The sequence below is a fragment of the Catenulispora sp. MAP12-49 genome (assembly GCF_041262705.1).
Classification (GTDB): domain Bacteria; phylum Actinomycetota; class Actinomycetes; order Streptomycetales; family Catenulisporaceae; genus Catenulispora.
Window position 1 is genome coordinate 160,288 of the sequence record NZ_JBGCCP010000004.1, and the last position, 14,020, is coordinate 174,307.

General features: G+C 71.5%; 10 protein-coding genes. 4 read left to right on the top strand and 6 right to left on the bottom strand.

The genetic code is table 11. From position 1 onward, the window contains the following. Positions 1 to 164 precede the first annotated feature (164 nt). Both ABIA35_RS10805 and ABIA35_RS10810 read left to right on the top strand, forming a co-directional pair. On the top strand, positions 165 to 1,532 hold the full coding sequence (locus tag ABIA35_RS10805) for a macro domain-containing protein (RefSeq protein ID WP_370357724.1): 1,368 nt from the start codon (positions 165 to 167) through the stop codon (positions 1,530 to 1,532). 518 nt (positions 1,533 to 2,050) lie between these two features. Next, a complete protein-coding gene (locus tag ABIA35_RS10810) occupies positions 2,051 to 4,207 on the top strand; it encodes a S9 family peptidase (RefSeq protein WP_370357725.1) in 2,157 nt (718 codons plus the stop codon). 61 nt (positions 4,208 to 4,268) lie between these two features. On the opposite strand, the gene ABIA35_RS10815 is transcribed toward ABIA35_RS10810, so the two are convergent. The 4 genes from ABIA35_RS10815 to ABIA35_RS10830 all read right to left on the bottom strand — a co-directional run bounded on the left by ABIA35_RS10815 (position 4,269) and on the right by ABIA35_RS10830 (position 6,627). Further along, positions 4,269 to 4,619: a hypothetical protein gene (locus tag ABIA35_RS10815; RefSeq protein ID WP_370357726.1), complete on the bottom strand. Its 351-nt coding sequence runs from the start codon at positions 4,617 to 4,619 to the stop codon at positions 4,269 to 4,271. A 33-nt stretch (positions 4,620 to 4,652) separates the two neighbouring features. Further along, positions 4,653 to 4,937 (bottom strand): hypothetical protein, encoded by a 285-nt coding sequence (locus ABIA35_RS10820; protein ID WP_370334214.1) that lies wholly within the window; start codon positions 4,935 to 4,937, stop codon positions 4,653 to 4,655. A gap of 71 nt (positions 4,938 to 5,008) precedes the next feature. Further along, positions 5,009 to 5,593 carry a flavodoxin family protein gene (locus ABIA35_RS10825; RefSeq protein WP_370357727.1) on the bottom strand — a complete coding sequence of 195 codons (585 nt, stop codon included), beginning with the start codon at positions 5,591 to 5,593 and terminating at the stop codon, positions 5,009 to 5,011. A 29-nt stretch (positions 5,594 to 5,622) separates the two neighbouring features. Continuing rightward, entirely contained in the window at positions 5,623 to 6,627 is a 1,005-nt protein-coding gene (locus ABIA35_RS10830; RefSeq protein WP_370357728.1) for an aldo/keto reductase, read from the bottom strand. Between the two features lie 88 nt (positions 6,628 to 6,715). Here ABIA35_RS10830 and ABIA35_RS10835 point away from each other — a divergent pair, with 88 nt between their 5' ends. Continuing rightward, on the top strand, positions 6,716 to 7,459 hold the full coding sequence (locus ABIA35_RS10835; RefSeq protein ID WP_370334217.1) for a TetR/AcrR family transcriptional regulator: 744 nt from the start codon (positions 6,716 to 6,718) through the stop codon (positions 7,457 to 7,459). Here the strand turns inward: ABIA35_RS10835 and ABIA35_RS10840 are convergent. Then, positions 7,448 to 10,939, bottom strand: coding sequence for a BTAD domain-containing putative transcriptional regulator (locus ABIA35_RS10840; RefSeq protein ID WP_370357729.1), 3,492 nt, complete (start codon positions 10,937 to 10,939; stop codon positions 7,448 to 7,450). The genes ABIA35_RS10835 and ABIA35_RS10840 overlap by 12 nt on opposite strands. Before the next feature lie 175 nt (positions 10,940 to 11,114). Further along, positions 11,115 to 13,295, bottom strand: coding sequence for a hypothetical protein (locus ABIA35_RS10845; protein WP_370357730.1), 2,181 nt, complete (start codon positions 13,293 to 13,295; stop codon positions 11,115 to 11,117). Between the two features lie 227 nt (positions 13,296 to 13,522). On the opposite strand from ABIA35_RS10845, the gene ABIA35_RS10850 reads away from it, so the two are divergent. Then, complete coding sequence (locus ABIA35_RS10850) at positions 13,523 to 14,017, top strand: hypothetical protein (RefSeq protein WP_370357731.1); 495 nt, start codon at positions 13,523 to 13,525, stop codon at positions 14,015 to 14,017. Positions 14,018 to 14,020 lie beyond the last annotated feature (3 nt).

A 14,020-nucleotide genomic window follows, 5' to 3' on the forward strand; every position in this document is an offset into this window, starting at 1 on the left:
GAACTGGACCACGGCTGAGACGGCCCCGAACCCGATCAGCACACTGCCGAGGAAGTGGCGGGCTCCACGTCGGCGCGGCCTCACGGTGTCACCGAAAGACCGGAGTTCGTTCCTCCCGCCTTGGTATGCTTTCGGCGGCCACGACAGCTCGCGGAGGAGTGCGTATGACGCGCGTCCGGGTCAGCATCCTGGGTCCGGCGCGCCTCGAGGTGGACGGCGAGCCGGTCGCTCTGCCGCCGCTGACGACCAGGCTGCTGGTACGGCTCGTCGCCGCGGAGGGTGAGGCGGTGTCGGTGCCGCAGCTGCGCAAAGACGTGTGGCACACCGTCGACACCGGTACCCATGCCGAGATGCGGGGCCGCAACGAGGTCCAGAAGCGGATCTTCGCGCTCCGGCGGCACCTGGACGCCGCGGATCGCCTGCGTACCGAGCAGCTGCTCGTCGGACCTCGGCCCACCACCGCCTACCGGCTCGTGCTGGGTCCCGATGAGCTCGACGCCGCGGCCTTCACCCGGCTGACGAACGACGCGCTGCGCGCCACCGCCTCGGCGGCCGAAGGGCTGCTCGTCGACGCGGTCGAGCTGTGGCGGGAGCGCCCCCTGCCCGAAGCCGCCGACGCGGAGTACGCGCGGCTGCTCATCCGGCGCCTGGCCGGGACATATCAGGCCGCGCGCACCGAGTTGGTCCGCGTGCGCACCGCGCTGGGGCGCCCGGAACTGGCTCTCCCGCTCGCCGAGAAGCTGGCCGGGGAGGATCCGGACGACGCCCGCGCGGTGGCGGCGCTGGCGCGGGTACGGAGCCGGTTGCGCGACGACCGCAACGGCGACGTGATCGTCCGCCACGAGCTCCCGCACCTGCGCACCGCGGTGGCCGTCGTCGGCGGCGACCTGTTCGAGCAGCACGACGCGAACCTGGTGATCGGGTTCAGCGACACCTTCGACGTGACCGTCGACGACGACTTCGTCATCAGCCGCACGAGCCTGCAGGGCCAGCTTGCCGAGCGCCTGTTCGCCGGCTCGGTGCGGGACCTGGACCGCGCGCTCAGGCGCGGTCTGCGCACCGTGAAACCCGTCGGGGTCGAGAGCGTCCGCGACAAGCCCCGCGGCAAGCGCGTCCGCTATCCCCTCGGCACCGTCGTCGCGATCCCCCTGGACGGCCGCCGCATCTTCGCCACCGCGTACTCGTGTCTGGGCAACGATCTGGTGGCCCGGTCGGAGCCCGAAGACCTGCGCCAGAGCCTGGAGCGAGTGTGGGAGGCCGTGTCCCGCTACGGCATGCGCAAGCCGGTGGCCGTCCCGCTGGTGGGCTCGGGCCTGGCCCGCCTGGTCGGCCTGGACCGCGGCCAGCTCCTGGCCCTGATCGTCGAGTCCTTCGTCGAAGCCGGCCGCCGCCTCCCCGCGATGACGCCGGAACTGCGGATCGTCCTCCTGCCTGCGGAGCTGCGAAGAACAGATCTCAGCGAAGCCCAGCACCTGCTCTCGGGCCTGACCCAAGCCGCGGACCACGTACAGGACCGCCGCGACAGCCGTTAGCCCGCGCACCAGTCGTCCCGTTCCGTGATCCGCTCCCCTCCTGGCGTCGGATCCGACGCCACCGCGGAAAAGCGTTGCCACATCGCCCATAGGAGACCCCGCGGCGCTTCCGGCGCCAGTATCGAGGCTCTTCCTGCCCGATTCCGGCGCCGCGCGAGTCTTCCCACCAATCCGTGGATCCGCCGGCTCCGAATAGTTCGTGCGAAGGTGCAGCGGACGATCACGGTGAACAAGCCCATGCCTCAAGTGAGGCGCTCAAGCGCAGCGGCGCGAACCAGGATCCGACACTCGTGTGTCCAGCTGCCGGCAGCGTCCTTGCCGCACAACACATGGATGACTACCTCGTCTTCGTCGAACGGCATCCCGTCGACGCCCCGCTCGCGCAGTCAACCCTGCAGAATCGCCTTCGGCCGCATCGGTCCGGGACCGGTCTCGAAGACCCCGATGCTGATCGACTCGTCGCTCACGGCATCGATAATGCCCGACTGTGGTCGCTTCCCGCCGCCTAGACTTCCCGCATGAAGCCGCCAGTAGCTGCCCGCCGTGACCATGAACGCTCTCGCCACGGCGACGTCGTCAACGATCCCTACTTCTGGTTGATCGACCGGGAGGACGACGAGGTTCTGGCGTACCTCAAGGACGAGAACGCCTATACCCAGGCCGCGACCGCTGATCTTGCGGAGCTGCGGGAGACGATCTTCCAGGAGATCAAGTCCCGGACGAAGGAGACGGATCTGTCCGTCCCCACCCGCAAGGGCGATTGGTGGTATTACTCCCGCAGCGTCGAGGGTCTGCAGTATTCGATCCACTGCCGTGTCGCCGCCGACGGCCCGACCCCTCCGGCCCTTCCCGAGGACGGCTCCGCCTTGCCCGGCGAGCACGTCCTGCTCGACGGCAACGTGCTGGCCGAGGGCCACGACTTCTGCTCCCTCGGCGGATTCGAGATCTCTCCCGACGGCCGGCTCCTGGCGTACTCCTTCGACTTCTCCGGCGACGAGCGCTACACGCTGAAGGTGCGCGACCTGTCCACCGGCGCGGACCTGGCCGACGAGGTCGGCAACACCTACGTCTCGCTGGCCTGGTCCCGCGATGCCTCCACGCTCTTCTACACCACGATCAACGACTCCTCCCGGGTCTACCGCGTGCACCGGCACATCCTCGGGACGCCGGCGGAGCAGGATGTGATCATCCTCCAGGAGGACGACGAGCGCTTCTTCGTCGACGTCTCGCTCACCCGCAGCGAGCGGTTCCTGGAGATCAGCTGCCATTCGGAGATCACCAGCGAGGTGCGGCTTCTGGACGCCGACGACCCGGCCGGGTCCTTCCGGATCGTCACGCCGCGGCGCAACGGCGTCGAGTACTCGGTCGAGCACTGGGCCCACCCCGGCGATCCGGCGCGCGACCTGCTGCTCGTGCTGCACAACGCCGACGGCAAGGTGGACTTCGAGCTCGCCACGACGCCGGCCGCGGCCCTGGGCGAGCACGCGGCGTGGACCCCGTTCGTCGCGCACCAGCCCGGCGTCCGCCTGAGCTCGGTCGACGCCTTCGCCGGCCACCTGGTCCTCGCCTACCGCCGCGACGGGCTCACCGGGCTCGCCGTCCATCCGGTCGACGCCGCCACCGGGACGCCGGCGGCGCAGGGCACGCCGATCGAGTTCCCCGAGACGATCTACCGCGTCGGCCCGGACGATAACCCCGACTACGACACCACCCGCTACCGCCTGGGCTACACCTCGATGGTCACCCCGCCGAGCGTGTACGACTACGACGTCACGGCCGGCGAGCTCACCCTGCTCAAGCAGCGGCCCGTGCTCGGCGGCTACGACCCCGCCGACTATGTGCAGGAGCGCATCTGGGCGACGGCCGAGGACGGCGTGCGCGTCCCGGTGACGCTGGTGTACAAGAAGGGCGTCGCGGCCGACGGCTCGAATCCCTGCCTGCTGCACGGATACGGCTCCTACGAGATCTCCGCGGACCCCTACTTCGCCGTTCCGCGCCTGAGCCTGCTCGACCGCGGCTTCGTCTACGCCATCGCCCACATCCGCGGCGGCGGCGAGATGGGCCGCCAGTGGTACGAGGACGGCAAGTTCCTCCACAAGCGCAACACCTTCACCGACTTCATCGCCGCCGGGCGCCACCTGGTCGCCGAGGGCTGGACCAGCAAGGACCGCATCGTCGGGCGCGGCGCGAGCGCCGGCGGCCTGCTGATGGGCGCCGTGGCCAACCTCGCGCCGGACGACTTCCGCGCGATCGTCGCCGGGGTCCCGTTCGTGGACGCGCTGAACACGATCCTGGACCCGGACCTGCCGCTGACCGTCATGGAGTGGGAGGAGTGGGGCAACCCGGTGGCGGACCCGGAGATCTACGCCTACATGAAGGGCTACAGCCCCTACGAGAACATCGCGGCGGTGCAGTACCCCTCGATCCTGGCCATCACCAGCCTCAACGACACCCGCGTCGGCTTCCACGAGCCGGCCAAGTGGATCGCGCGGCTGCGGGCCGAGGCCGGCGGCGAGCAGGACTTCCTGCTGAAGACCGAGATGGAGGCCGGGCACGGCGGGCGCTCGGGGCGTTACAGCTCCTGGCAGGAGGAGGCTTTCAACCTCGCCTGGATCATCGCCAAGACGAAGGTGGAGGCGAACACGAGCGCGAAGGTGGCGGGGTCAGACCACTGATGATGTGCGGCGGCCGGCCAAGCCCCGGACGGGGCTTGGCCGGCCGGTGTCTCCGCGGCACTCACACAGCGCCGTCATCCGGAACGATGCCGGTCGGCGCCGGAGGGTATTCGTCAGCTGTCTCGGGCGCGGGAACCACAGGGGTCGAAGGCTCCGTGCCGTGGGACCGCTCCTTGACCTTCTTCGCCAACTCCGACGTGGCCTCCGTGACCTTGCCGGCCACGGCCTTGGACACTGTCTTGGTCGCGGTCTGTGCGCGTTCCTGCAGATTCTCCCGCAGGTCCACGACGGCGGGCTGCCGGCCGACCGCGTGCACCCTGAGCTTCATCCGCTCGTACTTCTCCCGGCCGGCCCTGGTGCCGGCGACGTAGCCCACGGCGGCGCCGGTGGCCAAGGTGAGTGCGCGCTTCATCTGTCCTCCTGTGTCGTTCGTGTCCACGGCGGCTTACAAGCCGGACCCGATCAGCAACTCGGCCCACCTGGTGTCGTCTCCGGCGGCGGCCGGCGGTTCGTGCCGCACGCGGCGGCCGATCAGTGCGAGCACGCCGGCGGCGGCGAACGCGCCGGCCATGGGGAAGGCGACCACGGGCCACAGCGGCCAGGCATTGGCCAGGGCCACGATCATCAGCATCCAGGCCAGGGCCAGTCCGGTCCGAGTCAGGACCAGAGCCGCCGCCGGCATCGCGTCGGCGGTCTTGGAACCCTTGGCGTTCGTCTGCATGACTGTCATGAGTCGCCCCCTTCCGGCCGGTGCCTCATGGCCGTTCTGCGACCGGCCAAACCCGGGCCGTGGACCCCGGGCTACGCAGCGGCCGCCGGCTGGTAGCGCAGGGCCTGCGTCGCGACCCGCACCCCGAGGTGGCGCGCGGTGGCCACGTCGGCGGCGTGGACGGCGTCAGGGCCCTGGTCGTTCCAGGTCTGGGCGCCCGCGCCGAGGTAGAACCCGAGCCGGTTGTGGTCGTGTTCGCTGCTGGTGGTGGTGTTCCAGCCGGGCATCAGGCCGAGGCTGACCCAGTGCATGCCGTGCTGTGCGGCGAGCAGGGCGAGGTATTGCAGCGTGTGCAGCTTGTCGCCGCTCATCGATCCGGAGTTGGTGAACCCGGAGGCGAGCTTGTCCAGCCAGCGCTGGGTCATCCAGCGCTTCGAGGTCGCCTCGGCGAAGGCGTGGAAGGCCCCGGAGGCCGATCCCATGTAGGTCGGCGTCCCGAAGACGATCGCGTCGCAGGCGTCCAGGGTCGCCCACTTCTCCTCGGTCATGTCGGCGACGTCGACCAGGTCGGCGCGCGCCTCGGGCACCGACTCGACGCCGTCGCGGACGGCCTTGGCGATCTCGAGGGTGTGTCCGTAGCCGGAGTAGTAGGCGATGGCGATGTGGACGGAGGGCATGTCAGGGCCTTTCGTTGTGCTGGGCTTGCTCATGACTCGCGGGAGTCCGCGGTCTCGGTCATGTCGGGGTAGCGGTCGCCGGCCACCTGCGCGGCGATCGGGTCCAGACGTGCGAGGTCGTCCTCGGCGAGGGTGATCTGGAGGGCGGCCAGGTTCTCCGCCAGCCGCGACGGCTTGCGGGTGCCGGGGATCGGCACCACGGTCAGGGACCACACGGCGGCCCGGTGATGCAGCCAGGCCAGGGCGACCTGGGCCATCGACGCGCCGCGGGCTTCGGCGATCTGGGCCACCGGCGCCAGCAGTTCGGCGTTGCGCCGGGCGTTCTCGCCGGTGAAGCGGGGGAACACCGAGCGGACGTCGTCGCTTCGCGGCCGGGCGGGCAGCGCGCCGGTCAGGAAGCCGCGGCCGAGCGGCGAGTACGGCACGATTCCGACGCCGAGCTCAGCGGCGGCCGGCACCAGGGTGCGCTCGATGCCGCGGGTGAACAGCGACCATTCCGACTGGACGGCGGCGATCGGGTGGACGGCGGCGGCTTCGCGCAGCTCGTCGCCGGTGACCTCGCTCAAGCCCAGATGGCGCACCTTGCCCTGCACCACCAAATCGGCCAGGGTCCCGACCGAGTCGGCCAGCGGCACCCTCGGGTCGCGGCGGTGCAGGGTGTAGAGGTCGATCACGTCGATCCCGAGCCGGGACAGGCTGCCGTCGACGGCCCGTCGGATGTGGCCGGGGTCGTTGCTGACGGACATCGACCCGTCCGGGCCGCGCACGCTGCCGACCTTGGTGGCGATGACGACCTGCTCGCGGTGGGCCCGCACGAACGGGGCGAGGAAGCGTTCGTTCTCGCCCCGGCCGTACATGTCGGCGGTGTCGAACATCGTCACGCCCCGTTCGAGGGCCGCTTCCAGCGTGGCGCGCGCCGCCGACTCGTCGACGTCGCCGTAGAACTCGCTCATCCCCATGCAGCCGAGGCCCTGGGCTCCCACCGTCGGGCCTCGGGTGCCGAGCCGGACCCGCTGCAACCTGCTGTCTAGCACGTTCGCTCCTTGCGTTGATGACATTGGTAACGCTAAAGCGATGACAGTGTCAGTGTCAACGTCAACAGTTCTGCGCTATCGTTGTCACATGAGAGCTGACGAGCGGCGCGGCGGGTCGGACGACCAGCGCGGGCAGATCCTGGGCGCGGCGGTGAAACTGCTCGCCGAGGCCGGGCCGTCCGGGCTGTCCACCCGGGCCGTCGCGGCGGCGGCCGGCGTCCAGACACCGGCGCTGTACCGGCTGTTCGCGGACAAGGACGGGCTGCTGGACGCCGTGGCGAGCCACGGCTTCGAGAGCTACCTCGCCGAGAAGCGCGCGTTCGAGCCCGGCGAGGACCCGGTCGAGGACCTGCGCCGGGGCTGGGACGTGCACGTCGAGTTCGGCCTGGCCAACCCCGCCATCTACACGCTGATGTACGGCGACGTGCGGCCCGGCCGCCAGCCCGCCGCGGCGGCGGAGAACCGAGCCATCCTGCGCGGCATGCTCGAACGCGCCAACCAGCAGGGCCTGCTGCGGGTGTCCGTCGAGGCGGCCACCGTGGCCATCGAGGCGTCCACGACGGGCGCGGTCCTGCTCCTGCTGGCCCAGCCCGAGGAAGCACGCCGCGCCGAGGTGATCCGCCCGCTGCGGGACATCGTGCTCGACGCCGTCACGGAGCCGCGGGCATCGCGCACGGCCGACCGGTCCCCGATCGCCGACCGCGCGCAGTCGCTGCTCGGGATCATCACCCCCGCCGGCGGCGTCGACCCCGTGACCGACGCGGGCTTCAGCGTCTCCGAGGCCGGCCTGCTGCGCGAATGGCTGGCGCGGCTGGACGAGTCAGGAAACTGAGGTGCCCGGTGCCACTGCCGGGTGCTTCTGCCCCTGAATGCGCTCGGTCCACATCAGGCATTGCCGCTCCAGGACCGGCGAGCCGACCAGCCGCGCCACGCGCCGCGCGTCCTCCACGTACAACGACGCGTCCTCGTAGCGGCCGAGCGCGAGGCAGGTGTCGGCGGCCAGCAGGTGGATCCGTGCGGCCAGTGTCGGGTGGTCGGTCGGATCCACCAGGGCGTGGGCTCGTGCGATGTGCGCCAGTGCGGGCTCTGCGTCCCCCAAGCGGGCCGAGAGCGTGGCCGCCATGCCTTCGGCCGTCGCTTCAAAACGCAGGTCTTCGGCGGAGCGGGCCGCTGCCATCGCCTCGCGTGCCAGCTCCAGCGCCGTGGCGAGGTCGCCGCCGTCGCGGTGGGCCTGGGCCAGGCGGGTCAGGGTGTCGGCCTCATTGCGGCGGTCGCCGATGTGGCGGTGCATCGCCAGGGCTTCGGTGAGGAGGGCTTTGGCGGCGGCCAGCCGCTGGTCGCGGGCGTCGTCGGGCTCGGCCGGGGCCATCAGGGTGCCGCGATCGATGTGGGCCGCGCCGAGGTTCGCCAGGCTCACCGCCTCGCCGGCCGCTCTCCCGCAGGTGCGGTGCAGGTGGAGGGCCTGTTCGAGTGCTGTCACCGCTTCCTGCGCGCGCCCCGCCGTCCACAACGCCATGCCGAGGTTGTTCAGCGCGACCGCCTGGCACTCGGTCCATCCGGCCTGTTCGGCCACCATCGCGGTGCGGCTGAAACGCCGGGACGCCGAATCGTGCCGTCCCTGCGAGAACTCCACCATCGCCGTGGACAGCTCCGCCGAGGCGAGGGCCCGGGGATCGTCGCCGAGACGGGCTGCGGCGCGCGCGGCGTGGGCCACCGCGGCCCAGTCGGCGGTCCCCGCGCGCATCATGAAGTACCCGGTCATCAGGTCCGCGATCTCCCAGGCGGGCTCGACGTGTCCCTGATTGACCAGGTGGGGGATCAGCGCGACGAGGTTGGCCCGCTCCGCGTCGATCCAGGCCAGCGCCGCGGTGGCATCGGCGAAGGCGGGCACGTCGTCGGCGGGCAGGCTGGTCCGGCCTCCGTGGGAGGGCAGGTGGAGCAGGTGCGGGTAGAGGACGTCCGCGACCGCTTCCAGGTGCGCCAGATGGTGTTCCGCCAGGCGCGCGGTGGCGTCGATGGCCTCGGCGCCGTCAGTGTTCTCAGGGCCCTCAGCACCCTCAGTTTCGCTGTCGGCCAGCTCGCCGTCGGCCAGCTCGGCGGCGAACAGCCGGATGAGATCGTGCATGGCGAACCGGTCCGCGCCGTGTTCCTGCAACAGGTGCCGGTCGGCCAGCCGGTTGAGGGCTTGCGCCGCGCGCGGGCGGCTGATCCCCGCGACCGCCGCCGCGGTCCCGACCGCCACGTCGAATCCGGGGACGGCGCCCAGCAGCCGGAACATCCGGGCCTCCGGCGGTGGCAGGGCGTCGACCGACAGGGCGAACGCGGCGCGCACGGCGCCCTCGGGATCATCGGCGCTCTCCAGGGCGTCGAGCCGGTCCCTCTTCATGGCGTCCGCGTATCCGGCCAGGCTCATCTGCGGCCGGGCGGCCAGGTTCGCCGCGGCGATACTCAAGGCCAACGGCAGCCGGGCGCACAGCTCGATCAGCTCCGCGGCCGCCTGGGGCTCCCGAGCCGTGCGGGGCGTGCCGACCATGCTCTCCAGCAGCGCCAGAGCCTCCGGCGAGGAGAGCGCGTCGAGCGAGATCACCCGTGCTCCGTCCCGCGCGACCAGCCCGGTCATCCGCTGCCGCGACGTGACGAGCACGACCGAACCGCCGGCGGGCAGCAGCGGACGGATCTGGTCGGCCCGCCCCGCGTTGTCCAGCAGGACCAGGACACGCTTTCCCGTCAGAAGGCTGCGATACAGGGCGGCCGCCTGGGCCACGTCCTCGGGCACCTGCGACGGCGGCACTCCGAGCGCGGTCAGGAAACCGGTCAGCGCGGCGTGCGGCCGGACCGATTCGGTGCCGCTGTGGCCCCGGAGGTCGACGTAGAGCTGCCCGTCGGGGAACAGGTCGAGCACGCGATGGGCCCACCGCAGCGCCAGCACCGTCTTGCCCAGCCCGCCCATCCCGGTCAGGACGATCAGGCCGGACCGGTATTCGGTTACGGCCGCGTCCAGCAGCTCCAGCTGCTCCCGCCGTCCGACGAACACGAACGGCTCGGCGGGCAGCTGGGCCGGGGTCGGGACGGCCAGGACCGGGCGTTCGGCCGGACCCGGCAACCGGTCACGCAGGATCCGCAGGTGCGCGGCCCGCAGCTCGGCACCCGGCGACACCCCGAGCTCGGTGTCCAGCAGAAGACGGACTTCCTCGAACAGGGCCAGGGCCGCGGCCTGCCGTCCGGTGCCCGCCAAGGCCAGCATCAAGCGCGCGGCCACGCCCTCGTGCAGCGGCTCGGCGCCGTGCGCGGCCCGCAGCGGCTCGGCCACCTGGGCATAGCGCCCCACCGAGAACGCCGCGTCCGACCAGTCCAGCACCAGGGAGGTCCGGCGTGCCTGCACCGCGACGACCGCCGGATGCCCGCTGAGCCGCACGTCGCCCTCCAGCACCCGGGCTCCGTGCCAGCACGCCCACGCCTCGCCGAACAACTGGCACGCCGAGGCCGCCGCGCCCCGCTCCCACGCGCGCCGCCCCTGCTCGGCCAGCCGGTCGAACACGGCCAGATCGAGCTGCTCGGGCTCAACGGTGAGCAGGTATCCGCCGGCCGCACTGCGCAGCAGCCGGCCCCGCTCGCCGACCCGCGATCCGGGTTCCAGGACGCGGCGTACGTGGGCGACGTAGGTGTGGACGAGTTCGCGGCAGGTCCGCGGAGGATCCTCGAGCCACAAGGCATCCACGAGCTCCGGCACGGTGACGACCTGCCCGTGCTGCACCACGAGCAGGCTCAGCACGGCCTGCTGCAAGGGCGAGCCCATTTCGACGACGGCATCGCCGCGCAGGATCGCGAACCGGCCCAGGACGCGAAACCGGATCCGGCCGGTCGGACCCGAGCCCGAGCTGGAGCCCGAGCTGGAACTAGAACGGGAGCTAGAACCGGAGCTAGAACGGGAGCTAGAACGGGAGCTAGAACCGGAGCCAGAACCGAAGCCAGAACCAGCACCCAGCCGTTGCCCGGCGGCATCCCCGGCCCCCAACCGAACACCGGCAGACCCGGCAGACCCGGCAGACCCGGCAGACCCGGCGGACCCGGCAGGCCCGGCAGTTCCGGCAAGCCGCTCGGCAAGCTCCTCGGTGCCCATGCCCAAAGCCCGCGCCAAGCGGTGGATCGACGCCGCCCTGGGCCTGGCCACCTGCCCGTCCTCGAGGTAGCGCAGCGCCCGCACACTCATCCCGGCGCGCCCGGCGAGCTCCTTCTGGCTGATGCCCGCCGCCTCGCGGGCACGCCGCAGCGGACTGTCGCCGTCCCGGACGCCGTATGCGTTGCTGACCATGGTGGTGATTTCGCCCCCTGGGGATCCCTGCCGTGGATCCCCGGGAGGATTGTCGCACCGTCGGAGGGCCTTGTAAGGCGCCTGTAATCGGACGGTAAGAGCTGCGGCGGCCGCGCGGTGGAATCCCACCGCGCGGCCGCCCCCCGTTCGTCAGTCCCCTGTCGTCAGCCCCCGCTCACCCCGCGGCGGAGATGTCCAGGACGTTCTGGCCCACCGGCACCCACGCGGTCCACAGCGCGCCGGCCTTCACCGAGGCCGCGCCGCCGCTGGTCAGGGCGAAGATCAGGGGGCCGTTGCCGGGATCGCTGCCGACCGCGATCGTGGCGGCCTGGGCGTGCTCGTCGGCCCAGTTCGTCGACAGGCCGCCCTCCTTGGCCAGGACCTCGCCGTCGGCGCGGATCACCGTGAGCAGCGGGCCGTCGAGCGAGTCGCTGGCGGCCGCGATCTGGGTCATGCCGCCGGCCTCGTCCACCCAGTTGGTCGACAGGCCGCCCTCCTTGGCCAGGACCTCGCCGTCGCCCCGGAGCACCATGAGCAGCGGGCCGTTCGCGGCGTCGCTGGCCGCCGCGACGCGGGTCATGCCGCCGGCCTCGCCGACCCAGGTGGTGGACAGGCCGCCCTCCTTGGCCCAGACGTTGCCGTTGGACTGCACGATCAGCAGCAGCGGACCGTGCACCGGGTCGCTGGCGACGGCGACCTGGGCGACGTCGCTGGCCTCGTCCACCCACCCGGCGGACAGGCTGCCCTCCTTCGCGTACAGCTCCCCGCCGAAGCCGATGTACGCCACCAGCGGGCCGTTGGTCGGGTCGCTCGCGGCCGCGACCTGGGTCGCCGGGCCCCCTTCGTCGACCCAGCCGGCACTCAGGCCGCCTTCCTTCGCCCACACCTCGGAGTTGCTGTCGGTGGTGACGAGCAGCGGCCCGTGCGTGGAGTCGCTGGCCACGGCCAGGTGCCCGGCGCCGGACTTCTCCAGGTTCCACTGCACGCCGCTCAGCGCGCCCTGGGAGGCGTACATGTTGGTGTCCGTGCTCCGTGCGCCGAGCACGATGTTCGGGTTCGAGAACACGGTGTCCGGCACGAACCCGGCGGTCCCCTCCGGCGTGCCGTTGCCGGTGGGCCCGTCGTAGCCGGTCTGCGCGGTGCAGAAGTAGGCCGGGTTGCAGCTGCCGTTGCTGCCGGCGGTGACGTCGTTGAGGTTGCCGAGGTGCGCGTACGGATACGACGCGGGGTTCCCGCCGGCGGTGATGGTGTTCGCCTGGGCGTAGACCGCGGCGATGATCGGCGAGGACTCGCTGGTGCCGCCGACCTGTGCCCAACCGCCCTCGCGGTAGCTGTCGAGGACGGCCACGCCGGTGTTCGGGTCGGCGTCCGCCGACACGTCGGCCACGGTGCGCCGGGAGCACCCGGTGTCCGACTGCCACGCGGGCTTGGCCTCATAGGCCGAGCAGCCCGAGCCGGTGCCGGACCAGGCGTTCTCGGTCCAGCCGCGCGAGTTGCCGCTGCTGTACAGGGACGTGCCGCCGACGGCGGTCACGTCGGGGGAGGCGGCCGGGTACATGACCCCGTAGCCGCTGTCCCCGGCCGAGGCGGTGATGACGGCGCCCGGGTGGTTGTAGTAGGCGGTGTCGAGCGCAGTCTCCCCGCTGAACTCGGGCCCGCCATAGCTGTTGGACACGTACTTGACGCCTTCGGCGACGGCCGAGTTCACGCCGACACCGAGGTCGTTGTAGCCGGCGGAGTTCGCCTCGACCAGCATGATGTGGCACTGCTGGCACAGCGCGGACACCATGTCCACGTCCAGCGCCTCCTCGGTGGCCCACCCGGCGTTGGTACCGGAGGCCGCCGAGGGCAGCGGGCCGGGGGCGCCGAGCTCGTTGACCTTGGTCACGCAGCCGGACAGCGTCGTGGTGTTGCACGCGGCCAGGCCGAACTGGGCGCGGTAGGCGGCGTCGTCGGCGACGATGTCGGGGTCGTCGTAGGCATCGACGATGGCCACTGTGACCTGCGGACCGCTCGCGTTCAGTCCGACGTGGTAGGCGCTTTGCAGGTCGGAGGGGAAGTAGCCGTAGCCGTAGGGCTCGTTGAACGGCGCCACCGCCGAGCGAGCCAGCGGTTTGAGATCGGTGCGGCGCTGCGCGAGGCAGGACGCGGTCCCGGGCTTGGGAGTGGCACAGACGTTCTGTACGGCGTGCTTGGCCGCGGCGTTGGCAGCCGTGGCGGTGGCGTCGCTGATGACTTTGGGTTTGGTGCCGGTCCCGGTGGCGGCATCGGCCGCCGGTGAGGCCGCGAGCCCCGTTGCGAGCACCACGGCTATCGCGGCCAGAGCGGCCGCGACCGTGTGGCGTTTCCTGGACAAAGTCCCTCCCTGTGTCGTGCGCGAAGGTTCCGCGCCTGGATCACGACAAAGGTAGGAAAGAGCGCCGGGCGGCAGGCTAGAGCCGATTACGTGTCCCGGCGACGCTGTGAGCTGGCCCTGAGCTGTCGACCCGCGAACAGGCGGCAGAAAGAGGCAAGACGCGGGCTCTTCGGGTGACCGTCGCCGGTGAGCAGTGTGAACTGGTTGATAGTGGGCAGATCGCCCCAATGGACACACCTGGCGTCGCCGCTCTGAACCGGGAGATCCACGCCGCCTACCTGGAGGAGCTCACCCCGGCCGAACGGTCGGCGCTGATGTCCTGGGCCGGGTTCTCCGCGACCTTCGCCGCGGTGCGGGCGATCACCTACAGCATCCGCAGCGGGAAGGGCCCGTTCCACAACGTCTCCGCCGGCAGTACCCACTTGCACCACTACCTGTGGGGGATCGCGATGGTCAGCGGGGTCGGCGCGGTCGCGGTGCACGGCACGGAGGAGAACCGCAGACATCCGGGCGTCGCGCTCGGCTACGGCACCGGGCTGGCGCTGATCGTGGACGAGTTCGCGCTGCTGCTGGACCTCAAGGACGTGTACTGGGCCAAGCAGGGGCGCCTGTCGGTGGACGTCGGCGTCGGGGGCATCGCGGTCGGTGGGACCGTCCTGGCCGCGCTGCCGATTCTGAAGCGGCTCGTCCAGAACCGTCCCTCCCGGGCTCGCAACCGCTGAGCG